This window comes from Pseudomonas sp. JZ114 (genome assembly GCF_051027705.1).
GTDB classification, from domain to species: Bacteria; Pseudomonadota; Gammaproteobacteria; order Pseudomonadales; family Pseudomonadaceae; genus Chryseomonas; species Chryseomonas luteola.
The window spans coordinates 3,982,016-4,005,320 of sequence record NZ_CP069256.1; the positions used below are offsets into that span (position 1 = coordinate 3,982,016).

Genomic DNA, 23,305 nt, shown 5'->3' on the forward strand with positions numbered 1-23,305 from the left:
GGGCAAGCGTTACGAAGCGAGAGGCTTTGGCCGCTCGGCTTCAAACCTCGCTATTGCGACAACAGGGATGGCGTTTCAATTCCATTTTAATACTGACCCAGCGCCTCACATCTTGCTTAGCGGAGGATAAACCCGGTCGCGCCCGGCCGCCTTGGCGGCGTAGAGCGCCTCATCGGCTGACTTGATCAAGTGCTGGCTGGTCGCCCCCCTGCCCTTGGGTACGCAACTGAAGACACCGGCACTGATCGTGACGATACGGCCGTTTTCATTACCCTCATGCAGGATCGCCAATTTGCGAACAGCGTTGAGCATGTTTTCGGCCACCTGATGGGTACCGGCATCGTCCGTATCCGGGAGCAGCACTGTAATCTCTTCGCCCCCATAGCGGACTGCCAGGTCGACAGCGCGACGGGTACAGGACAGCACGGCTTCCGCTACAGCCTTGATGCACTCGTCGCCGGCTGGATGACCATAGAGGTCGTTGTAGCGCTTGAAATGATCGATGTCGATCATGATGATGCCCAGCGACGTCTGCGCCCGCCGGGCCCGGCTGATCTCGGCCTTGAGGGCCATGTCGAACTGCCGCCGGTTCGCAAGCCCGGTCAGGCTGTCTTCCATGGCCATTTTCTCCAGCGCATGGTGCGACTCACGTAGCGCCCGCTCCGTCTCCAGGTCAATACGGATCTGCCGAATCAGGGCCAATCCGAACCCGGCTACGGCAATCAGCAGAATCCCGGTAATGAACGACCGGCTCATGTCCTTGTACCAGGACGCCAGGGCCGCTTCCTTGGAGACAGCCGCCATGACCACCAACGGGTACTTGTCCATCTTGCGGTAGGCCGACATACGCTCGACCCCGTCCACGATGGATTTCACCATGCCCGTCCCGGTTGCTGAGACCGGTAGCAGCTCGCTGAAGATACGCCCCTTGGCCAGGCTTTTGCCGATCAAGGCTTCGTCAAACGGGCGGCGCACCAGTATGGTTCCGTCATGGAGGGCAAGGAAGATAGTCCCCTGCTGATCGATGTCGAAGTCTGCGTAGAAACGGTTGAAATACTCGACCTTCAGCGTTGCCAGCGCAACGCCAGCGAAGCCCCCGTCGGGACGATTGATCCGCCGAGACACCGGAATCACCAGCTCGTTTGTCGTGCGGCTACGGATGACCGGCCCGATATGCGGCCCCAGGTCCTTATGGGTACGGTGATAGGCAAAATATTCCCGATCCCCGTTGTTTATGTTTACCGGATCCTGACTGTTCGAGGTGACGATCCAGCGCCCGTCCTGGTCGTAGATGAACAACCCATGCAGCTGGGGTAATGCATTTATCCGATCCTGCAGCCAGGCCTTCATGCGGACCCGGTTGGTCTCTTCGATTCCATCCCAAGCCAGTCGCTCAGCGATACCGGCCAGAACAATATCGACCTCTTCGACTGTATCGTCGGCATGTTGCGCCAGTGAGCGTGCCAGGTTGGAAGTGGCGACCTCGGCCTCCTGAAGCCGCTCGCCCCGCCCCCGTAAGGCCTGCCAGATATCCAGACTGAAAAGGGACAGACAGACCAGGATCACGAAGCCGAGCGCGAGACGCTGTGACGGCCATCGGCTGGCCCTCTTCGAGATCTCGTGGGGGTCTGGCATGCTTCGCTATCCTTATAATCTTCTTACGACGGCGAACCCATCACCGCAGTGTTTCAATCATAGCCAAAGGTCATCAGACAAGCCGCTGTTTTATTTGATCTTCTGGTGTCAATGAGGTCTGGGACAGCGCGAACCCCTTCTTGCCGCGCCGCTTGACCTCATACATGGCCCGATCGGCATTCTTGAGCAGCTCGTCCAGATCCACACCCTGCTCCGGATACAGAGCGATACCGATGCTGGTAGAGAGGTAAAGGCGGTGCGGCCCGATGATCAGGTCAGCCTCAATGGTCTTCAGGATCTTCGTAGCGACATTGCTGGCATCCTCGATCCGCTTCAGATCACCCAACAGCACAACAAATTCATCGCCCCCCAGGCGGACCACCGTATCACTCTGACGTACAGCACTCTTCAGGCGATGCGCTACTTGCCTGAGGACCTCATCGCCCACGTCATGCCCCAGGGTGTCGTTGATCTCCTTGAAGTGATCGAGGTCCATCAGCATGACCCCCAAGACCTCCTGGTTTCGCTTGGCCCGCTCGATGGCCATGCTCATCCGGTCGGCCATCAGCGTGCGATTGGGCAAGCCGGTCAAACTGTCATGCAGAGCCTGATAGCGCATCAGCTCCTCGGCCCGCTTGCGCTCGGTAATGTCGTAGGCAATCCCCAGATACCCCGTGATCTGGCCCGCCTGGCCACGCAACGCCGTCACGGCCAGGTTGACGGGTAACCGTATCCCGCCACGGCAGACAAAACCGCATTCGTGCTCTTCCTCGGGCTTTTCCTGCGCCAGCCTGACAAAGCTCTCCCACTCCGTCACCGTACGGCCCAGCGCCTGGCTCAGCTGCTCGGCCTTGACCGATTGCTCATTGGCATCCAGCAGGTCGCTGATGTACTGCGTCTCGACCAGCTCTGCCCGGGAGTAGCCCAGCAGCCGCTCACCGGCCGGATTAACTGTACGCAGGCGGCCCTCAGGATCGGTCGAGAAGATGCAGAACGGCGAATGCAGCAGGATCGCCTCGTTCAGAGCACCTGTCATCAGAGCCTGCTGCCGTGCCTGATGCAGGTCAGTCTGGTCACTGATCAGCACAATCAAACGCTGGACTCCATCCTGCTCGGCGACCGTAATGGCCATGTTCAGGCTGCGGCACTGACCTTTTGCCGACGCGTATTGCGTGTCGAGCCAGACACTGCTGGTCGTACCCTGACGCAGATCATTCAAAATGCGATCACCCTTCACAGCCAGCAGATGCGCCAGCGAGCGGCCCTTGGCCTCAGCAGCTGGCAAACCCAACATCTGCTCACCTGCTGGATTGATTTTCAAGACAGTCATGGCCGGGTCGCTTTCCGTGATCACGATGCCTTCCGCCGCCCCGTCGATAATGGAGCGTATCCGCGCTTCGCTTTCCCGGTAGGCGCGACTCATACGATCTGCCAGTTGCTCGGCACGGGCACGCATGGTGGCTAAGGATGCCACCAGCACACAGAGCAGCAGGGTAAGTCCCAGACCACTGAACAATACGACCTGTGCACGGCTGGCAGGGGCCGCTGTCTCGAAGGCAGGCAAGGTAACGAAACGCAATGTCCACTGCCGTCCGGCTACGTCAATATGTTGGAGGCTGTCGAAGCGGGGTATGTAACCTGGCAGGGTACTTACCAGATCCATACGCCTTGAATACAGGCGGTTTGCCGCTGCAGGTTGCTCACCATCGTAGATTTCAAGTGCCAGATCATCGGCACGGTCTTTCAGGGCGGCCGACATCAGATCGCCCATCCTGAAAGGGGCGAAAACAAACCCTCGCAAGGCCTTGCGTCGCTGCTCGACCGTCTGGGTCGGCATGTCGCTGAAATAGGACGGTACGAACATCAGGGTACCGGCCTGAGGGTTTTCGGTCTCCTGCACAAGCGTGATCTTCCCGCTCAGGCTTACCTGGCCTGAGTCACGGGCCTGTTCGGCCGCCGCTCGCCGGTTCGCCTCGGAAAACATATCGAACCCGAATGCCCTCAGGTTGCGTCCCATAAAGGGCTCGATATAGAGAACAGGAATGAACGTATCGCGTCCGCTGCCGGTTCTGATCTCGTAACCTGGAAAGCCCTCTTTCTGGACACGCTCCTCAAAACTGCTCTTATCGTGAGCGGCAATCAACGGGGCGAAACCAAAACCCTGCATCCCCGGGTAATCCTCTTCGAGTCGCATGTTTTCGGCAAACTGGCGCCATTCCAGTCGGGAAATTTCATCGCCGGCATTGAACAGGCTGCTCCCCGCCCGCAACAGGCGTTCATAGCGTGCCATTGCGCCATCCAGCTCCCGGGTAATTTCCGATGCGCCACGGGAAAAGCGCTCACGGGCGGCCTCCTGCTCTGAACCTTGCAGGATGTACCAGGCAAGCAGCGTCACGGTAAGCCCAAGGGCCGCCACGCTGGAAACCAGTACGAGGGAGCGCTGGGTAAGCCACAGGGAAAACGAGGATCGAAACATGATCATTCAACGAGACAGTCAGATGGACAGGCGGTAACCCAGTCTTCATATCGGCAGAAAGCAATGGAGTTTAAGGTCTGACTTGCAGCGAAAGCCGACCGGTGCGAGGCATGCGCATGCGGATGCAGATGAGCGCAGAACAGGTATAGCCAAAGGCTTACACGCACAAGGCGTCATTGGCTCTAGGTATGAATGTATAAGGTGCGTAATCTACACCTATCGGACTGCAGCGCAGGAAGCGCTCAGGTAGATCAAGGATGAATGATCAGGCCAGGATGGCAGCTCTACAGGACGTTGAGTAAGGTCAACCAGAAAACCCGCTTCGGCGGGTTTTTTGTTGCCCGCCAGAAAGTCTTCCCCCCCGCCTTACCATCCCCGCGTACCCATGCAAGTCGTTTAGCCTGTTTTTCTTGCCGCGGTCACATAACGTGATCAGAAATCAGTAGCAGGATGCCAACCGTTTCACTACCCTACGCCGCTTCTTGTTGGCAAATAGCCATCAATCGGCAAGGCTAGCAGCAGATGATCGTCCGTCTGCCCGTTGCACCTTCGTACTCATGTTTTTGTGAGGGGCGCCGATACAACGATCAAGCTGATTGAGCTGATGAAGCCAACTGAAAGCGCTCAGGCATGAGCCTTAGGTGGCAGGAAATTCGACGGACCGTAAATACCGTCCAGTTAGTTTGCGTCATCCAGTTTGCTGAGCCTTGTTAGCCCTTAGAAGCAAATACAGATCATGAATACACACAACACTCAAAAGCATTACGAACAACGCCAGCCGCAAGCCTATCGGGGCACGCCGTTTTGTGTGCATTCGACCCAGTGGCTGGGCGCTGTACTGCGCAAGTTTGATGTCGCTGAAACCAATTATGCTTCGGAGCAGGCCCGCTATTCGCGCCTGAATGCCAGCTCCGATCCGGAAGAGGTGCTCGCCTTCTTCGTCTTGATAAGCACCCTGGTAACCCAGGCACTGGACTGCCATCCGTTCCCCGAGCCGCTGCAGGCTGAGTTGGAGCGTCTGGAGCAGCACCTTGAGATGACTGTCAACGGCATGCGCACCCTCTGCGACGCGTGACTGTTCAGGGGCAGGCCTTGCCAGACAATGCCTGCCCCCCTGCATTATCTCCTCTTCTTGATACCCCGCCCCGCCTGCCAAACCTGGCGCCTGTGTATTTGCTTTGCTTTTATCCGTTGTAGACCATGACACAGGCTCGCCCTGCCCGCTTGGCCTCATACAGGGCTTCGTCAGCATGACGCAGCAGGGTGTGCACAGACAGACCGGCATCAGGGTAAAGCGCCACACCAATGGACGAAGTGGTCTTGAGCTCTCCACACGGCAGCATCCATGGCGCTTGCAAGGCCAGACATAACCGCTCAGCAATGGTGACCGCCTGAACCTCGTTTACCTGGGCCAGTACGATCACGAACTCGTCGCCGCCAATACGGGCATACAGGTCGTTGGCACGCAGGTTCTGCTTGAGCCTGCTGGCGAACCTAATCAGCAGCTCGTCCCCCACATCATGCCCCCTCTCGTCATTGATGGGCTTGAATCGATCAAGATCCAGATACAGAACGGCAAAGTTTGAATCGGTCGACGCCTGATCGATCCTGAGCTGAATCTGGTCCATGAGGAAGCGTCTGTTGGGCGCGCCCGTCAGAGGATCGTGGTAGGCCAGCGTTTGAAGATGCTGATCGTAGGCTTTACGTGCTGAGATATCACGGCAGGCAAAAACGACATTGTCCAGAACGCCCTCATTCGTATAGGTACTGGAGAGATGCGTTTCGAACCATATGCAGTGCCCTTGGGCATGGTAACAGCGGCATTCGACCGTCGTATGCGAGACGCTACCCTCCAATAGCATTCGAAACGCACTGCGCAAGGGATCAATATCGTCCGGGTGGATCAGTTCGAACATGTCACGCCCCAGATAGATAGCCGCCCGATGCCCCAGGACATGCTCAAAGGAAGGCGAAACATATTCGATGCCTACTTCCGGCTTGAACACACCAATGATGTCGAGCATGTTGTCAGCAATCAGCCGATAACGCTGTTCACTGGCTTCCAGTGCCTGCTCAGCCACACGACGCTCGGTAATATTGCGGCTGACGATTACAAGCTGGTGGCGATTACCCGCTTCATCGAAACTGGGTGTCTTGATCACTTCCCACGTGTTGAGACGGCCATCCAGCCCCATGAAAGATTTCTGGATACGCAGCGCCGAGCCTTTTTGCCAGGCCTGCTCGTCGGTCTGCACGTTGTAGACAAAAGCCTCATGGAACTCCGGTCGAATCAGCGCCAGCTCCATGTCGGTCTTGCCCACATAGTCAACGCCTTGCAGGCGATAGGTGTCGATCACGATCCTGTTCGTGATCAGCCATCGTCCCTGCCCATCCTTGAGCACAATGAATTCCTGTATGGCATCGATGAGGCCACGGAGCTGAAACTCGCTATCAAATGTGAGAGCAGAAAGGGTCATGGCAGGTATCTGGCAACTGGCGTGCCCCAAGTAGGACACATCTTGTACACCTTTATCGGCGAGACCCGCAGCAAATTGACATGACCATCCGATCGCCCGATGAATGACCATCGGACCGTGGGCACCTCATGCAGGCAGCAGGCGCTCAGCCAATCTCAACTTTTCGTTGAGATGCCTTAAATTATTTCTCATAGAGCAAATCTGCCCAGCGCTTAGAGTGGATCGTTCAATGGAGCGGAGACGATCATGATTGTTCTCAACAAGGCGGTTGGTGACGCCCTGCGTCAAAACAAGTTTGCCAATGTGAAAGGCGCAGACTTCAGCCTGACGGGCAACTTTGACGAATTCGTCCGGCTGACCCATAGCTGGGAAGCTATGGAGCGCGACAGTTATTATGGCCAGGCCGAGTCGGGCGCACGGTTCAGACGCTACAGCGATTTCGAGTACCACCCCGTCAATCAGGAGCTGCGCCAGCTCGAACATCGCCCCTATGTACAATCCTTGGCTAACAATCGCTATGTAGGCGGCATGGAGCGGCATTTTCAGGACTTCTCCGATGAAGTGATCGCCTCCCCTGTTCTTCGCAGCCTGATCGCCCTGGATTTCGAGGTGTACAAAAGCGTATTGCCAGCGCATCTGCATAACGATATGTGGCAGTGCCAGATTCACCAGATTCGGATCGAGATCAACCCCGGCCAGCAGGTCGAAATCACGCCTGAGGGAATTCACTGCGACGGCTACCCCTTCAGCGCAATGCATTTCTGGGGTCGGCATAACATCGCAGGCGCCGAAAGTCGGTTATATAACGTACAAGAGGAGCTGCTCGCCGCGCTGACTTACGAGCACATCCTGGACACGACGTTTTTCCTGGACCGGGAGATGCGTCATTACGTGACGCCTGCGTCCACGAAGGACCCAAAGCGCCCGGCATTCCGTCAGATCATCGCCATTTCTTTCTCTAAACCTGGGACGGCCCATGACATTGTGCGGTAAACCTATGAACGGTCCGATTTCAGCCCGGCAATGAGAGGATGGTGTGAATACGCGTGTTTTAACCCGGAAAGCTCCTGAGCTACGCACCTTCAGCGAGGCCAGTCCGGTCGTCGCTGGCTATTTTACGGTCTCGTTCGTTTTCGGCCTGATGGCCGTGAATGCAGGCTATCCGCTCTGGTTACCGGTCGCCATGTGCTTGTTCGTCTATGCCGGTGCCTCGCAGTTCGCCGCTCTGGCACTGATGACGGCGAACGCCTCGATCGTCACTATCGTGATGACCACCTTTCTGATCAACGCCCGTCACATGCTGATGTCGATGTACATGTCCAGAGCCCTGCGCACGACAGGCCTGAGCCGTCTGGAACGGTGGGTGTATGCGGCGGAGCTGACGGACGAGTCCTTTGCCTTTCACAGCAGCAAGTTGCAGAAAGGCGTTGCGGTCAATGCCCGTTACCTGATCTCGTTCAACCTCTTCTGTCACAGTGCCTGGGTGCTGGGCGCGCTGCTGGGTGCTCTCAGCTCGACCTACACTGCCCGCTTGATCCAGTACAAGCTCGACTATGCCTTGACCGCCATGATGCTGTACGTGCTGGTCTCGCTTTGTGATTCCAAGGGCAAGCTGGTGGCTGCTCTAGCGGCGGTGGCCTGCATGGGTGTGCTGAACCTGCTGTTCGAGTCCGCCCTGAATGTCTTTATCGCCACGTTCTTTGGCTGCTGGGTAGGCGTATGTCTCAAGAAACGTTCCTGATCCTGATAATCGTTCTGATGACCGCAGTGACACTACTACCACGGGTGCTACCGATGCAGCTCAGTACCGAGCGCTGGCCAGGATTCCTGACGCGAACGCTTGAGTTTCTGCCGGTCTGCATCGTCGCCGCCATTACCCTCACACCACTGGTGGTGACGGAAAAGCATGTGAACCTCATGCGGCCCGAATTCGTTGCCGCCATACCGACGCTGTTATGCGCTTATTTCAGTAAGAACCTGCTCCTCAGTGTGGCGGTAGGCCTGTTGTCGTATATTGCGCTGGGGCGAGTGCTGTAAGGGACGGGTCAGCTGCTCCAGGGCACGAATAGGCAAGTCGACATTGTTGACGACCAGGCGTACCGGCAGCGAATCCTCAAACCCCGGTACGATGGACAATCCATGCTTGCAAGCCGCCGCCCGTGAAACGACGCCCAAGCCATCGAGTTGTTTGATCAGCGAGACGGTCAGGGTTTCGCTACCCGAATAGATCATGCGATGCCCCCATTGGCTCACCGTCTGACCACTGTCCAGAAACCGCTCGAAACTGGTGGAATAAGGGCAGTCGCTGGTCGGCCTAACAAGCAGCTTGTCACTCAGGTCGCTGTACGCCTCTGCATCGGCACCGTGGTAAGCACCTACGACATCAATATGAAGATCAGCCAGCTCAAGGCTGGCCAGATCGGCTTGCGGTGGTCCGATCAGTACCGCAAGGTCGATATTGTCGTTACGCAGCTTGCTGAGGTTCTCGATGGACTCGGCAAAGCTGAACTCCAGGTGATAATCGCTGAAGACCTGCATCATCCGCTTGACGATGCACTGGTTGATATCGGCCGGTAGCGTGCTGTTCAGTGCGGCCCGCAGCAGCCGTGGCGTGGCTTGGCTTAACTCGGCAGCTTTGCTGTCCAGTTGCCGGGCGGACTCCACCACCTTCTCGATATAAGGCATGAGCGCGTGACCACGCTCGGTCAGGTGCAATCCCTTGTTGGATCGCTTGAAAATCCTGAACCCGAACTGGTCTTCCGCCTTGTTCAATTGCGCCGCCAGGGCCTGCACGGTCAGGCAGGCCTCATCTGACGCGGCAGACAGAGAGCCTGTACGCGCCACCCGCGTCAGGTTGCGCAGCGTTCTGACATCCATTTTGACGCCCTCGATCAGAAAGGAGCGATGCTGTAGCGATCTGATCACACAATGCTGCGATCTTCTACCTTACCTTAGCAGCTGTCTCAGTGCCTGGCGGTATTAGAGCAGGAATAGCCCACATGAAAAATAGGGGCATTGTGCCGCTGCGGTAATATCAGACGGGAAAAGGAAACGGTGACGGACACGCCCAAACAGGCATGTCCGCTGTAGAGTATTTAGAAATCGATTTCAACGTCCCCTTGCGGAACGCTGCAGCAGGACAGGATGTAACCTTCGGCCTCGTCCTCTTCGGTAATGCCGCCGTTGTGCTCCATGACAACCGAACCACGGGTCTTGAGCACCTTGCAGGTGCCGCAGATGCCCATGCCGCATGCCTTTGGAATATGCAGGCCCAGCTTGGCAGCCGCTCCGTGCACAGTCTCACCTGGTCCAACACGTACACTCATGCCGCTGCCCGCAAATAACACCTCGCACTGATCCGCCAGCGGAACCGGCGGTGTGTCGGCCGCAAGACCGGCCTGTTCGAGAACCTCTTCCTTGACATCCGCAGGCGTCGCGCCAAAGGACTCCTCGTGGTAACGGGCCATGTCGTAGCCCAGCTCGCGCAGCATGGTCTTCACAGCATTCATATAAGGTGTCGGGCCACAGCAGAACACCTCGCGATCACGAAAATCCGGCGCCATCAATTCCAGCATGCGCCGATCAAAGAAACCGCGATATCCCGCCCAGGCCTCCCCAAGATCACTCCGCTCGCACACGAGATGCAGCGAGAAGTTAGAGACCCGCGAGGCCATGTGCTCCAGCTCGCGGTGATAGATGATGTCCTTTGGCGTGCGGGCACTGTGTACAAACACCATGTCCACGTTAGCGTTCGTGTCGAAGAACCAGCGGGCCATAGACATCACCGGTGTGATACCTACGCCACCGGAGAGCAGCAGGACCTTGTCGGACGGGTAGTCAATGGCGTTGAACAGCCCCACCGGCCCATGCACCGCAAGCTCCTGCCCTTCACGCAGGTTGTCATGCAGCCAGTTCGATACCTTGCCACCCGGGACACGCTTGACCGTGATCGAGAAGCTGTAGGGCACGGAGGGCGAGCTGGAGATTGTGTATGAACGCATCACCTGCTGCCCCTCGATCTCAAGCTCCAGCGTCACGAACTGACCGGGTTTGAAAAAGTACATCAGGGGTACGTCCGCCATGAAGCAGAAGGTTCGTACATCCCAGGTTTCCTGAATCGCCTTGACGCAACGTACCGCATGGCGACCATTGGCCCAGGTCTGCGTAGTAACCGGATTCAGAAAGCTGTTCATGCACGTGCCCTCACGCGTTGAGACCCGCCGCATCTTCAGGCGGTGATGGGGCGATTGTGGAGAGGCCCTTTCGTCGGCATTTACCTGCCAACGACATCGGCATGCTTAGAGCGACCAGCCCAGCGTCCACGGGACTTGCCGCGTCGGGAAATGATTCGACCATGTCGCGCGTGGATAAGGCCCCATCCAGACGCAGCCCCACACTGATTTCACCAACCACACGGGCAGTCTTGAACAAGCTGTCCAAACGCCTTGCATCACAACCCTATCAGCCACTTTTTCACCGGCGCACCGGTGTGCCGCCGCATGAGGATACCGATGGACGTCACCTACCCTTTGAGTCTGGGCGATCCGCTGGAATCGGCCCGCAAGGCCACCGCAGAGATGCTGCGTACCCGTGAGCGAACTTACTCGATGCCACAGCTGTTCTATAACGATGAGCGTCTGTTCCAGATCGACATGCAGGAGATCTTTGGCAAGGAGTGGCTGATTGCCGGAATGACGAGTGAAATCCCTGCCAAAGGCAATTTTCTCACGCTGCAGATTGGCGATAACCCCGTCATGGTGGTGCGTGGTGCTGAAGGCAAGGTACACGCTTTTCATAACGTGTGTCGGCACCGCGGTTCTCGCCTGTGCGTCAGCGAGAAAGGCAAGGTGGCCAAGCTGGTCTGCCCGTATCATCAATGGACCTACGAGCTGGACGGCCGCCTGCTGTTTGCCGGTACCGAAATGGGCGCTGACTTCAACATGGCGGACTTCAACCTGAAGCCGGTGCATGTGAAAACGGCGGGCGGATACATCTTTATCTGCCTGGCCGAAGAGCCTCCCGCTATCGATGACTTCCTGCGTACGCTCGACCATTACATGGAACCGTACGACATGGAAAACACCAAGGTCGTAGCCCGTACGGACCTGATGGAAGCCGCCAACTGGAAGCTGGTGCTTGAAAACAACCGCGAGTGCTACCACTGCAACGGCTCACACCCAGAGCTGCTCAAGACACTCCTGGAATGGGACGATGTAACCGATCCACGTGCCAACCAGGCCTTCAAGGATCACGTTGCCGAAAGCGCCGCCGCCTGGGAGGCCGAGCAGATCCCGTATGCCCACGCCAGCTTTGGCCTGCGTAACCGCATTGTGCGCATGCCGCTACTCAAGGGCACGGCTTCCATGACGCTGGATGGCAAGCCCGGCTGCAAGAAGCTGATGGGGCGTATCAAGAACCCGGAGTTGGGCTCCATGCGCATCCTGCACCTACCGCACTCCTGGAACCACGCCATGGGGGATCACCTGATTGTGTTCACTGTTTGGCCAATCAGCGCCCAACAGACCGTGGTTACCACCAAGTGGCTGGTGCACAAGGATGCAGTAGAGGGCGTCGATTATGAGGTAGAAAATCTGCGCAAGGTTTGGGATGCCACTAACCAGCAGGACCGAATGCTTGCCGAGGAAAATCAGCGCGGCATCAACTCCAAGGCCTACCAGCCCGGCCCGTATTCACAGACCTATGAATTTGGCGTCATTAATTTCATTGACTGGTACAGCGAACGCCTACTGGCCAACCTGGGCGAGGAGCAGCCCGCACCGCACCTGCGTCAAGTGGGTGCCGATGGCTGATTAACTACTTTGTTTTAAGAACCCCGCTTCGGCGGGGTTTCTTTTGTTCAGTCAAAAACCGTTGCATTTTCAACTGCCAAGCACTGCACGCTTCAGGAAAGCGCAGCGCAATGCAGGCTTGTCGCTATGAAATAATCCGGCCAGTCGTTGGGCCCTGGCTGCCAAGCCTTTCGGCACCCAAAGGACTCAACGCAATCCATTCAAGGATCTGACATGAACAACAACAGCCTGAAAATGGCCCTGGCTTCGGCTGCCCTTGTATTCGGCCTTGTCACTCTACCGGTCCAGGCTGCCAGCAAGGCCGAAACCACCCAGACAGCCAATAGCCGCTCCATCTCCCTGCTGAACCATCAGCTAGTGCTGGCATTACCCGAGGGGTTCGATGTCAGTCCCCTGCCGCCCGGCACAACTGCCGAAGATCCGTCAGCACGCGGCAAACTGTATATCAACAGGGCCAGCCAACAGTTGATCGTTACCTCTGAAACGCCGGTGCCAGAAGATAAAAGCGCCAGCAACCGAGTCGTGCTTGCCAAGGCCAAAGCCGCATTCTATGCACGGCAAAAACTGAGCGGCAGCAAATTCAAAGTGCTAAAGGAAAAGACCCTAAAGCGCGACGGCCTGACCCTTCAGCAACTGGAAACCACGTCAGTCATGAACGGCACGCCCATGCGCAGCACCGCCTTTATTGCCGAGGCAGATGCGCGGGTTGCGGTTGTACAGCTGCTGTCCGACCGAAAGGACGAAGCCGCTCACAAGGCTCTGGTACAGCACGTCCTAAGCAAACACTGATCCTGTCTCAGCTATCTTCGGCGGCCCTGGTCTTTTCCTGTCAGGCTGCAAGCGTTTAGCCTTTTGCTGATGGCTACCCTTAAGCATTCCCGATCGCGTCCGATATGCAGGCATCCCTTACAGAGCGAAGGATCGCCTGCCCTTATTTTTCTAACAGGACCGATCATGTTCAGACATTTGAAGATCTCTTACCGGACCCTTCTGAGCTTTGGTGCAGTAGCCCTGCTACTGATCATCCTTGGCATTTCCAACCTGGTGCAAATGGCTGATATCCGCCGTGCCGGACAAGTCATCGAAAACAACGCCATGCCGAGCCTTGCAACGGCAGACGAAATTGCGCTGAACATCACCCGTCTTCGTGTCGAGGTGCTTCGCCTGGTAGCGAACCCGGACAAGGCGGTGCAGGCCAAGAGCAACCAGACCATTGCCACACTGGATGGCAAGATCCAGGAAACTTTCAAGAAATACGAGACGCTGATTTCCAGCGAACAGGAGCGCCAGGCACTCTCCACGCTCAAAACCACCTTTCAGGAATACATGAGCATTCTGGCCAAGGTACAGGGCTTTGTAAGCGAAGAGGATCTGTCCTCCGCCAACAAGCTGATCAATACCGAACTGGCGCCTCGTGGCATCATCGTCAACGATCAGAATTTGCTGCTGCAAAAGATCAACCAGGATGCAGCGGCCAAGGCTGGTCAGGCCGCAGCCGAGAGCTACAGCCAGGCCCAGGCGATCGTGATCGGTATCATTGTACTGGCCGTGATCGTCACGATCGCATTGGCCCTGCTGCTGACAGCCAGCATCGTCAAACCTATTGGCCAGGCAGTAAGCGTTGCCAAACAGATTGCCGGTGGCGACCTGAGCCAGAACGTGAAAGCCGAAGGTCGGGACGAGGCAGCGGAACTGCTTCAGGCATTGGCCGCCATGCAGGTCAACCTACGCCAGACCATCGGCCAGATTGGCGACTCGGCTACTCAGCTGTCATCGGCGGCTGACGAAATGAGCGCAGTCATGGAAGAGTCTACCCGTGGTCTTCAGCGCCAGAACGATGAGATCGAGCAGGCGGCTACCGCTGTGAACGAAATGACGTCTGCTGTAGAAGGCGTTGCCAGCAACGCGGTCAGCACCTCTGAAGCATCACAGGCGTCCAGTCATTCAGCTCAACAGGGCCGTGCACAACTAAGCGATGCCATTGCCTCCATTGAAGCACTCACCAGCGATGTCTTGGGCGCTTCTCAAAGTGCCGAGGAGCTTGCCGAGCAGGCCCTTAATATCAGCAAGGTCCTGGATGTGATCCGCGCTGTGGCTGAGCAGACCAACCTGCTGGCGCTCAACGCCGCTATTGAAGCCGCCCGTGCAGGCGATGCTGGCCGTGGCTTTGCCGTCGTGGCCGATGAAGTCCGTGCCCTGGCACACCGTACCGGGGAATCGACCCGTGAAATCGAATCCATGATCGGTAGCATCCAGCAGGGGACCGGCCACACCGTACAAGCGCTTCAGAGCAGCGCCGAGCGTGCACGTAGCACGCTGGAAAAAGCCAACGCGGCCGGCGAAGCCCTGTCGACCATCACGTCGAATGTGGCCGACATCAACGACCGTAACCTGCTGATTGCCAGCGCCTCCGAGCAGCAGGCTCAGGTCGCCCGTGAAGTGGACCGCAGCCTGGTCAGCATCCGTGACTTGTCTGTGCAAACGGCAGCCGGTGCACAGCAGACCAGCGTTGCCACGCAGGAGCTTTCTCGCCTGGCGGTAGACCTCAGTGGTCTGGTACGTCGCTTCTCGCTGTAACCCTACAAGGTGCCGGGTACCTCCGGCACCTTCTTCAAACATATTCAGCAAAGCGAGATAGTGCTCTTGCCCGTCTGGCTTGTTGTAAATGGCCAAAGCACTGCGTTCGAAATTGGGCTGGGAAAGACGCTATGTTTGATAACTGCTTGCGTTAATAGCCTTTTGTGTACGCAACCACTGTGCCTGATAGGGGGCTCTGCACGACCATAGAACGCCGCCGCCGGAACTCGCAACGCAATAGACAGTTTGACTGTCTGACTAAATATTCTGAAGTCATCTGTAAAACGCCCATATCGTTATATGAAAGTTGCTGTCAGGAAAATTATGGGCCTCAGTCGTTCACGTCTTATCGGTTTTGAAGGCTCGGCCAAGAGCAGGTGAACCGATTCATCTTTTGTTGCAACTTAATGTCGACCATCGATCATCTAAACCTCCAGAAATAACAGAACGCTCCGATATTTCGTCATAACCCTTTATCCCACTGCCTGGGTGCATAGCTAGTTTGTGCCTGTCAGGAGAGCTTGTTATGAGAAATCTAAAAATCGCCCATCGGACGTTGCTCTGCTTTGGTGTCATCGCGGCGCTCCTGCTGGCATTGGGTACGTTCAATTTGACCCAACTATCCAAGATTCGCGAAGCGGGGAGCGAAATCGAGCAGAGTTGGCTACCCGGCTTGGCGAGTGTCGATAAGATAGCCATCAATATCGGCACCATTCGCCTTGAAGCCCTGCGGCTCGTTACCGATGACGATCCGGCCATCTTAAAAACATCAAACGTTCTGATCGAAAAACTGGCTACCGATGTGCAAGCTCAGTTAGCCGCCTATGAAAAAACCATTTTCCTTGAAGAAGACCGGCAGTTGTTCAATGAGGTCCAGGTTCACTACAGGGACTACATGACGGGTGTTGCCACTATTCAAAGGCTGGTTGCACAACAGCAAATTGAGCAGGCGCGTCAATTTGTGGCGGATAACATGATAACGACGGGTCGTAACCTCGCCGGAAGCCTATTAAAAGCGCAGCAATATAATCTCGACGAAGCAGATAAATCCGGCACTGTGGCTAGCACTCTGTATGGGCATGTACAGTGGGTATCAGTTCTCGTGATTCTGTCAGCGCTTGTCATTACAGGTGTGTTGGCCTGGATCATGATTAGCAGCATCGTTGCGCCTATTCGCCAAGCCGTCCAGGTTGCCAAGCACATCGCTGGGGGCGACTTGAGCCAAGCCATTACGGTAAAAGGTCAGGATGAAGCGGCTGAACTGCTTGGCGCCCTTTCTACCATGCAGGGCAATTTGCGCTCCACGATTGGTCAAATCAATGATTCTGCCCATCAGCTTTCCAGTGCTTCGGAAGAAATGAATGCGGTCATGAGCGAAAGCACTCGCGGCTTGCAGCGCCAGAACGATGAGATCGAGCAAGCCGCCACCGCTGTGAACGAGATGACCGCTGCGGTAGAAGATGTTGCTGGCAATGCCGTTTCGACGTCAGAAGCTTCCCGAGCTGCCAGCCAGTCTGCTGCACAAGGCCGTACTCAACTGACCGAGGCTATCAATTCTATCCAAGCCCTGACCACCGATGTCCTGGGTGCCTCCCAGAGTGCCGAGGAGCTTGCCGAGCAGGCCCTTAATATCAGCAAGGTCCTGGATGTGATCCGCGCTGTGGCTGAGCAGACCAACCTGCTGGCGCTCAACGCCGCTATTGAAGCCGCCCGTGCAGGTGATGCTGGCCGTGGCTTTGCCGTCGTGGCCGATGAAGTCCGTGCCCTGGCACACCGTACCGGGGAATCGACCCGTGAAATCGAATCCATGATCGGTAGCATCCAGCAGGGGACCGGCCAAACCGTACAAGCGCTTCAGAGCAGCGCCGAGCGTGCACGTAGCACGCTGGAAAAAGCCAACGCGGCCGGCGAAGCCCTGTCGACCATCACGTCGAATGTGGCCGACATCAACGACCGTAACCTGCTGATTGCCAGCGCCTCCGAGCAGCAGGCTCAGGTCGCCCGTGAAGTGGACCGCAGCCTGGTCAGCATTCGTGACTTGTCGGTACAAACGGCAGCCGGTGCACAGCAGACCAGCGTTGCCATCCAGGAGCTTGCCCGCCTTGCCGTAGACCTCAACGGCCTGGTGCGTCGCTTCTCGCTGTAACCCTGATACAACCGGTGCCATCACACTTGGCACCGGTTGTATTTGTCGCAGGCGTCCGCCCCGGCTACTCTCTCTCTTCTCTTCCTATCACGGCCAGCCGCCCTGCCCATGCGCTACCAACTCGTCATTTTCGACTTTGATGGCACCCTGGCCGACAGTTTTCCATTCTTTCTCGAGTCGCTCGACACACTGGCTCAGGCACATCGCTTCAACCGGTACGACCCAGCCGACTTTGATCGCATCCGCAGCTACGATACCCGCCAGCTGCTGCGTTACTTTGATATTCCACTGTGGAAAATCCCACGTGTCGCGCACCACTTTCAACGCCTGATGGCGCACGGCGGCCATACCATACACCCTTTCGAGGGCGTACCCGCCATGCTGGAGACCCTGCATCAGGCCGGAATACAGTTGGCGCTGGTCACGTCCAATTCACTTGAAAATGTCGAGTGCATTCTTGGCCAGTCGGCTCGCTATCTGGACCATGTCGAGTGTAACGCGCCCCTGCTCGGTAAAAGCTCACGCCTTAAACAGGTAGTCGCCCATTGTAATGTCTCGCCCGATGCCACGATCTGCATTGGCGATGAATTGCGGGATATTCAGGCGGCACGCAAGACAGGTATTGCCTGCGGTGCGGTCAGCTGGGGGTATGCCAGCCCAGAGGCATTACGCAGAGCCGGGCCCGACTATCTTTTCGAACGCCTCGACGCTATCACTTACACCCTTGTTTCTCACCCTACAACGGAGCTTGCATGAAGCGCTTGCCCCTCTGCGTTTTCGGCCTTATCTGGACACTGGGCCATGCCCATGCTGCTGATCTCAACGTGACCTTTACCGATATCGAGGAGGCCAAAGGTGAATTGCTGGTAGCCGTATTCGCTTCGGCCGACGCGTGGGATAACGACAAACCGTTGGAGGCATCCGCCCATATCCCAGTTACAGGGACCACGGTGCAGCATACCTTCAAGAACCTGAAGCCCGGCACCTATGCGGTATCGGTCATTCGAGATGCCAACGGCAATCAGAAGCTCGATACGAACTTTATCGGGATGCCAACTGAGCAGTATGGCTACAGCCAGAACCCTCCACTGAAGATGCGTAAGGCCACGTTTGAGGAAACACGCTTCGAGCTCAACGACTCTATTCAGGCCATTACCATCAAGCTTCGCTGACTAACAAAACTGCTCAAAAAACGATCAATCCTCTGGAGGCCTTGTATGTCGTGGCCTCCAGGCAATCATGAACACTGTATCCACAAGCGAAACCACAGTAATAGTGAGTAGAAAAATCGATCTTGAATTGATTGATCAATAAATGAGCAACTGTCTGGACCCTGCATGGCATAAGGCTTGGCGGCATTAACGAACATGCTGTCCACAGCCAGACGCACAGTAATTGTGGGAAAGCGGCTGGCATGGCTTGAACGAGCAAGTCCTTTGGATGGCTCTGCCTGAATAAAAGGCTAAACCGTCTCATAACTGGCCTGTAATGGCTTAATAATGGCCTTTGTGGATGACAGAGTTTTTTCATCCAAGTCATTGACAGATGAGTTAACCAACCCTCAGCAACAGCTTATCCACAGCTCTTCCCACGGTTCATTCACCTTTTCAGGGCATTTTTAGCTTTATATCGGGTGGATAACTCAATGAAGCGCATGCTCTTCATACAGTGCTGAAATAGAGGGCTCATTAGCTTTGTCAACACTGATCAACAATACAGTAGTTGCCTCTATCCCTTTAAAATCAAGGCTTACAGCCTCTTCCAAACATATTACTCACAAACTTATCCACAAGTTGTTGTGATTACAGGAAAAGCCGCACCTGTTGTTTTGATCAAAAAGTGATCACCTTAGTTAAAGCCGCATGGTTACTAGGGTCGAATAATTATCCAACAGATTATCCACAGGCTCGTGCACACAATTTGTGGGCTTGAAGGGATAAAAAGACAGGCACCCAAAAGCCTCCAGCAAGCCGGAAGCCGACATGAGATATGAAAGTCGTCCTACCGAACGACGCCTTCCTCACGCAGGACCTTGAAAATGGCTTCTGCGCCCGCCTGCGGGGTGACATCTCTCAGGATCTGACCGCCATCTCCTGTTGCCTTGGCCGTGGCGGCGCGAAAACGATCGGCAGCCGTCTTGGCCTTGATGACTTTCAGCCGCTTCGGCCGTGGACGAGCCGGCTGCAAGACAGCCTCTTGCCACAGGAGGTCATCGACGATATCCACGTCTTCAACCTTGATCTCTCCACGCCTTGCGGGCCCAAAGGCGCTTTGACGGGCGGCTGGCGCTGCGTTGTCCACACTGGCGACAAAAGGCAGGCGTACCCTTAGCCGTCGCCTTTGTCCGCGCGGCAGGGCTTGCAGTACCTGGGCATGTCCGGCGTCTACCGATTCAACGTCTGCCAGCCCAACTACCAGGGGCCAACCCAGCGATTCGGCCAGAAGATAGGGCAGCATGCCCGACCCTTCCCCGGTCTCGGCTTGAGTGCCGGTCAATACAACCTGGACCTGAGCCTCCCGAAGGTATTCCACCAGCACCGGTAGAGCATCGGCGCCCTTGGGCTGCTCCAGGACATGCAGGGCAGGCAATCCCATACCCAGGTAGGCGCGCAGCGACTCCTCGTAGGGATTACCGGCATGCAGTACCGTGAGTCGATCACCCGCCAGATGCAGCCCCAGCTCGACCGCTCGGGCATCCTGCTCTGCGCGGCGGGCGCGGGCCGACATGGGATGCGACCCCACCGATACCAGCGTAATCACATTCAATTGGCCGTCGGACATACCGTTTACCTCCATCAAGACTCACGTTGCGTTGCTGAAGCGGTAGTCCTGCGGACGACCGCTTCAGGCCGCTTCCCTCTGCTCACCGCGGCGGTAGGCCTCGACCAGATCGATCAGGGCTTCCAGCACGGCGTTCGAATCTGCAATGACTGACAGGTCTGCCCGCTTGATCATGTCGCACCCCGGATTGAGGTTAATGGCAATGACCTTGTCGCAGGCACCTATGCCCTGTAAGTGCTGTACCGCGCCGGAAATCCCGACGGCCAGGTAGACCCGTGCCGTTACCCAGGTCCCCGTAGCGCCTACCTGCCGGTGACGTGGCATATGCCCGTCGTCTACCGCCACCCGCGAAGCCCCTTCTGTTGCCCCAAGCGCCCGGGCTGCCCGATGGAAGAGATCCCAGTCCTGAACGCCATTGCCACCGGACAGGATGAATTCCGCCTCGGCCATGGGAACAAGCGCCGGATCGACGGCCACGGCTCCCATGTCCTCGATACGCACAAGCGCTCGCAACTGATTGCCGTCAGCCAGCGTGACCGTACGAGCCTCATGTCGTGTTTCACTGACCGGCTCCGCACACTCGGCGCAGGCCAACACTACCCTGGGGACAGGACGCGTCAGATCTTCGCTGCCTGCGCCGGCACGGCCGGTACATAGGCCATCCTTTATCTGCCAGACACGTGTGGCAGGCCGCTCATGTAGCGTAGCAGCGAAACGACGACCCAACTCGCCACCACCGGTACGGCTGTCCGGCAACAACCAGTGACGTGGCAAGAACTGGCTCTCTACTGCACGCAGCGCCAGCACGCGCTGTTCAGGCGAGTATCCCGTGTATTCATGACCGCTCAATTGCAATAGCCGGTCAACGCCTGCCTTATCGAAGCCAGACTCCTTGTGCTCGCCAAAGACAATGGCCAACACTGCCCCTGTTGAGCCTGCCAGCTGTCGCGCCAGGCCGAGCAGATCGCGGTCGTGACTGGAAAGCCGTCCCCCTATCAGATCGGGCACTACGGCAATAATGAAGGCGGGCTCTTCGACCCGATGCAACGGCAGTAGCACCTCCTGGGCCTCACCCAGCCGACGAACCCCGTTGCCCTGCTGAGCGCCACTGCGATCGATACGGCGCAAGCCGCTAGGCCCCTTGAAGCCCAGAGCTGCGTGGGGATTCTTGCGAATGATGCCGTTGGGGCCCATCCAGCGAGGCTGCTCATCGCGCGTACTCGCCTGCATCAAAGCGTGCAGGGGATGAAGCCGGTTACGGGCGATCCATTCGGCATGCGGATCACGGCGGATGATGTCAGTCATGCCCTGCTCCTTTGAAAAACGTCCGTGCCTGAGTGGGTATCGCGGCGCTCATGGCCAATCGGGTAATACAGGATGCGTTCATCAGGAGATCTCCACCGCTTCACGCCTGGGCGTGATTGGTTGCTTTACCAGCACGGCGGGTGCCTCGATTACAACTTCGGCGACCAGCTCGGCAATGTCCTTTACCTCTGGACGGGGCGCGACTACCCCCTCCAGCATGGCGGTACATTGAGGGCATCCCACAGCGACAACCTCCGCTCCAGTCGTCTTGATATCGGCCATGCGCATGTCGGGAATCCGCTGCGTGCCGGGAATATCGGTAATCGGCGCGCCTCCTCCACCGCCACAGCAGCGAGCCCGGAAGCCGGAGCGCTCCATTTCCTTGACCTCAATCCCGATGGCCTTGAGTACCTTGCGAGGCGCCTCGTACTCTCCGTTGTATCGACCCAGATAGCAGGGGTCGTGGTAGGTCACGCTGCCCCCCTTGTGCTGCCCGAGATGAAGCGCCTGAGCGTCCAGCAGCTCTGCCAGAAAGGTGCTGTGATGCAGGACCGTATAAGCCCCGCCCAGCGCGCCGTATTCGTTTCTCAGCACGTGAAAGCTATGCGGGTCGCATGTCACGATCCGGTTGAAGCGGTACCGCGACAGCGTGGCGATATTGCGCCTGGCCAATTGCTGAAAGGTCGCCTCGTCCCCCAGGCGTCGCGCCACGTCACCGCTGTCGCGCTCCTCCAGCCCCAGCACAGCGAAATCAACCTTGGCAGCCTTGAGAATCTTGACGAAAGCCCTGAGGGTCCGCTGGTTGCGCATGTCGAACGCACCATCACCCACCCAGAACAGCACATCGACGCGCTGCTGGTTGGCGATCAGCGGCAGATCAAGGTCCGCAGCCCAGTTCATCCGGTTGACCGGGTTGAAGCCGTTGGGGTTATCCGTTGCGATTAGATTATCGAGCACCTCAGCGCCCTTGTTGGGGGTTGCCCCTTTCTCCAGGGTCAGATGGCGACGCATATCGACGATGGCATCGACGTGCTCGATCATCATCGGGCACTCTTCCACACAGGCCCGACAGGTGGTGCAGGACCATAGCGTCTCGGCATCGACCAGCGACTTGCCTTCAAATGAAACAATGGGCGAATGGGCATTGCCGCCGTGCTCACCAATTGGCTTCCCGGGATAAGGCGAGCCGAAATAACGCGCGTCGGTGCCACCCGCCATGCCGATAACCATGTCCTGGATCAGCTTTTTCGGGTTGAGCGGCTGACCGGCCGCATAGGCGGGGCACATGGCCTCGCAGCGCCCGCACTGCACACAGGCGTCAAAGCCCAGCAGCTGATTCCACGTAAAGTCCTTGGGTTTCTCCACACCCAGCGGTGCAGCAGGGTCATTCAGGTCCAGGGCCTTCAAGCCACTGGATCGCGCCGCGCTGGCATTGAACGGCGTACGAAAGCGCTCGGGACGGCGGTGAAAAGCCAGATGCAAGGCACCGGCAAAGGCATGTTTCATCGGACCGCCCCAGGTCATGCCGAAGAATAGTTCCGACACGCCCCAAGCCACGCCTACGGCCAGCACAGCCGCCAGTATCCAGCCGCCAAAATTTTCCAGGAGTACGCCCGCTACGGGCAGCGTAGCAATGAAAAAGCTCGCGGAAAACATCAGTAGGCTTTTGGGCAAGCGCATCCATGGCCCTTTGGACAGGCGTGCCGGTGGGTTGCGGCGACGCTTGGCCACGAACAAGGCACCCGTGAACATGCAAGCGGTGGCCGCCAATAGCGCCCAACCCAGAACACGGTTATGCAGGCCAAATCCATGAACCAGTACAGCCAGCACGGCGGCCAGAACGAAGCCGCCTGCGGTGGCCACATGGGTTCGCGACATATAGCGATCCCGCTCGACCACATGGTGCAAGTCCACCAGATAGCGCCGCGGCATGGCCAGCAGACCCCGAATCAGGTCGACATGGGCGGGCCGGCCCTGCCGCCAGAGCCGGACGCGTCGAAAAGCACCGATCGCAGCCAGTGCCAGGGCCGTAAAGAGCAGAACGGGAATAAGGATATCTAACATACCGGAGCCTCGTAGGAGAGGTGAGCCAGAGGCA

General features: G+C 57.3%; 17 protein-coding genes and 4 pseudogenes. 12 read left to right on the plus strand and 9 right to left on the minus strand.

Translation table 11 applies throughout. From position 1 onward, the window contains the following. Nucleotides 1-105: 105 nt before the first annotated feature. On the minus strand, nucleotides 106-1,635 hold the full coding sequence (locus tag JQR90_RS18675; protein ID WP_434140222.1) for a sensor domain-containing diguanylate cyclase: 1,530 nt from the start codon (nucleotides 1,633-1,635) through the stop codon (nucleotides 106-108). 73 nt (nucleotides 1,636-1,708) lie between these two features. Then, on the minus strand, nucleotides 1,709-4,111 hold the full coding sequence (locus tag JQR90_RS18680; RefSeq protein WP_434140223.1) for a CHASE domain-containing protein: 2,403 nt from the start codon (nucleotides 4,109-4,111) through the stop codon (nucleotides 1,709-1,711). Between the two features lie 736 nt (nucleotides 4,112-4,847). Here JQR90_RS18680 and JQR90_RS18685 point away from each other — a divergent pair. After that, nucleotides 4,848-5,186 carry a hypothetical protein gene (locus tag JQR90_RS18685; protein ID WP_150348455.1) on the plus strand — a complete coding sequence of 113 codons (339 nt, stop codon included), beginning with the start codon at nucleotides 4,848-4,850 and terminating at the stop codon, nucleotides 5,184-5,186. 109 nt (nucleotides 5,187-5,295) lie between these two features. Here JQR90_RS18685 and JQR90_RS18690 read toward each other — a convergent pair whose 3' ends face one another. Next, on the minus strand, nucleotides 5,296-6,588 hold the full coding sequence (locus JQR90_RS18690) for a diguanylate cyclase domain-containing protein (RefSeq protein ID WP_312271172.1): 1,293 nt from the start codon (nucleotides 6,586-6,588) through the stop codon (nucleotides 5,296-5,298). Nucleotides 6,589-6,834: 246 nt separating this feature from the next. On the opposite strand from JQR90_RS18690, the gene JQR90_RS18695 reads away from it, so the two are divergent. The 3 genes from JQR90_RS18695 to JQR90_RS18705 are packed head-to-tail and all read left to right on the plus strand — an operon-like array spanning nucleotide 6,835 to nucleotide 8,625. Beyond that, nucleotides 6,835-7,581, plus strand: a complete 747-nt coding sequence (locus tag JQR90_RS18695) for a 2OG-Fe dioxygenase family protein (protein WP_010796192.1) — start codon at nucleotides 6,835-6,837, stop codon at nucleotides 7,579-7,581. Nucleotides 7,582-7,624: 43 nt separating this feature from the next. Next, on the plus strand, nucleotides 7,625-8,329 hold the full coding sequence (locus JQR90_RS18700; RefSeq protein WP_434140224.1) for an AzlC family ABC transporter permease: 705 nt from the start codon (nucleotides 7,625-7,627) through the stop codon (nucleotides 8,327-8,329). Continuing rightward, nucleotides 8,308-8,625, plus strand: coding sequence for an AzlD domain-containing protein (locus JQR90_RS18705; protein WP_074827195.1), 318 nt, complete (start codon nucleotides 8,308-8,310; stop codon nucleotides 8,623-8,625). The genes JQR90_RS18700 and JQR90_RS18705 overlap by 22 nt, the downstream gene beginning before the upstream one ends. On the opposite strand, the gene JQR90_RS18710 is transcribed toward JQR90_RS18705, so the two are convergent. The 3 genes from JQR90_RS18710 to JQR90_RS18720 all read right to left on the minus strand — a co-directional run bounded on the left by JQR90_RS18710 (nucleotide 8,542) and on the right by JQR90_RS18720 (nucleotide 11,019). Then, nucleotides 8,542-9,465, minus strand: coding sequence for a LysR family transcriptional regulator (locus JQR90_RS18710; RefSeq protein ID WP_010796195.1), 924 nt, complete (start codon nucleotides 9,463-9,465; stop codon nucleotides 8,542-8,544). The genes JQR90_RS18705 and JQR90_RS18710 overlap by 84 nt on opposite strands. Nucleotides 9,466-9,683: 218 nt before the next feature. Then, complete coding sequence (locus JQR90_RS18715) at nucleotides 9,684-10,781, minus strand: hybrid-cluster NAD(P)-dependent oxidoreductase (RefSeq protein WP_010796196.1); 1,098 nt, start codon at nucleotides 10,779-10,781, stop codon at nucleotides 9,684-9,686. Between the two features lie 10 nt (nucleotides 10,782-10,791). Beyond that, nucleotides 10,792-11,019, minus strand: coding sequence for a hypothetical protein (locus JQR90_RS18720; protein ID WP_434140225.1), 228 nt, complete (start codon nucleotides 11,017-11,019; stop codon nucleotides 10,792-10,794). Nucleotides 11,020-11,099: 80 nt separating this feature from the next. Between JQR90_RS18720 and gbcA the strand changes: the two genes are divergently transcribed. The 8 genes and pseudogenes from gbcA (at nucleotide 11,100) to JQR90_RS18760 (ending at nucleotide 18,293) form a co-directional block, all read left to right on the plus strand. Then, nucleotides 11,100-12,398 (plus strand): glycine-betaine demethylase subunit GbcA, encoded by a 1,299-nt coding sequence (gene gbcA, locus JQR90_RS18725; protein WP_434140226.1) that lies wholly within the window; start codon nucleotides 11,100-11,102, stop codon nucleotides 12,396-12,398. A gap of 213 nt (nucleotides 12,399-12,611) precedes the next feature. Beyond that, a complete protein-coding gene (locus JQR90_RS18730) occupies nucleotides 12,612-13,187 on the plus strand; it encodes a hypothetical protein (RefSeq protein WP_434140227.1) in 576 nt (191 codons plus the stop codon). Between the two features lie 165 nt (nucleotides 13,188-13,352). After that, nucleotides 13,353-13,844 (plus strand): annotated as a pseudogene (locus JQR90_RS18735) (MCP four helix bundle domain-containing protein); the annotation flags it as partial. Between the two features lie 45 nt (nucleotides 13,845-13,889). Continuing rightward, nucleotides 13,890-14,975 (plus strand): annotated as a pseudogene (locus JQR90_RS18740) (methyl-accepting chemotaxis protein); the annotation flags it as partial. Nucleotides 14,976-15,501: 526 nt separating this feature from the next. Continuing rightward, nucleotides 15,502-16,215: pseudogene (locus JQR90_RS18745) on the plus strand (MCP four helix bundle domain-containing protein); the annotation flags it as partial. Nucleotides 16,216-16,521: 306 nt separating this feature from the next. Further along, nucleotides 16,522-17,121: pseudogene (locus JQR90_RS18750) on the plus strand (methyl-accepting chemotaxis protein); the annotation flags it as partial. Nucleotides 17,122-17,229: 108 nt separating this feature from the next. Beyond that, nucleotides 17,230-17,877: an HAD-IA family hydrolase gene (locus JQR90_RS18755; RefSeq protein WP_010796201.1), complete on the plus strand. Its 648-nt coding sequence runs from the start codon at nucleotides 17,230-17,232 to the stop codon at nucleotides 17,875-17,877. Further along, complete coding sequence (locus JQR90_RS18760; protein ID WP_010796202.1) at nucleotides 17,874-18,293, plus strand: DUF2141 domain-containing protein; 420 nt, start codon at nucleotides 17,874-17,876, stop codon at nucleotides 18,291-18,293. Before JQR90_RS18755 ends, JQR90_RS18760 begins: the two co-directional genes overlap by 4 nt. 829 nt (nucleotides 18,294-19,122) lie before the next feature. Here JQR90_RS18760 and JQR90_RS18765 read toward each other — a convergent pair. From JQR90_RS18765 to dgcB, 3 genes are all read right to left on the minus strand, one after another. After that, nucleotides 19,123-19,902: a hypothetical protein gene (locus JQR90_RS18765; protein ID WP_010796203.1), complete on the minus strand. Its 780-nt coding sequence runs from the start codon at nucleotides 19,900-19,902 to the stop codon at nucleotides 19,123-19,125. Nucleotides 19,903-19,965: 63 nt separating this feature from the next. Beyond that, a complete protein-coding gene (locus tag JQR90_RS18770; RefSeq protein WP_010796204.1) occupies nucleotides 19,966-21,207 on the minus strand; it encodes an electron transfer flavoprotein subunit alpha/FixB family protein in 1,242 nt (413 codons plus the stop codon). A gap of 81 nt (nucleotides 21,208-21,288) precedes the next feature. Next, a complete protein-coding gene (dgcB, locus tag JQR90_RS18775; RefSeq protein ID WP_434140229.1) occupies nucleotides 21,289-23,271 on the minus strand; it encodes a dimethylglycine demethylation protein DgcB in 1,983 nt (660 codons plus the stop codon). Nucleotides 23,272-23,305: the final 34 nt, after the last annotated feature.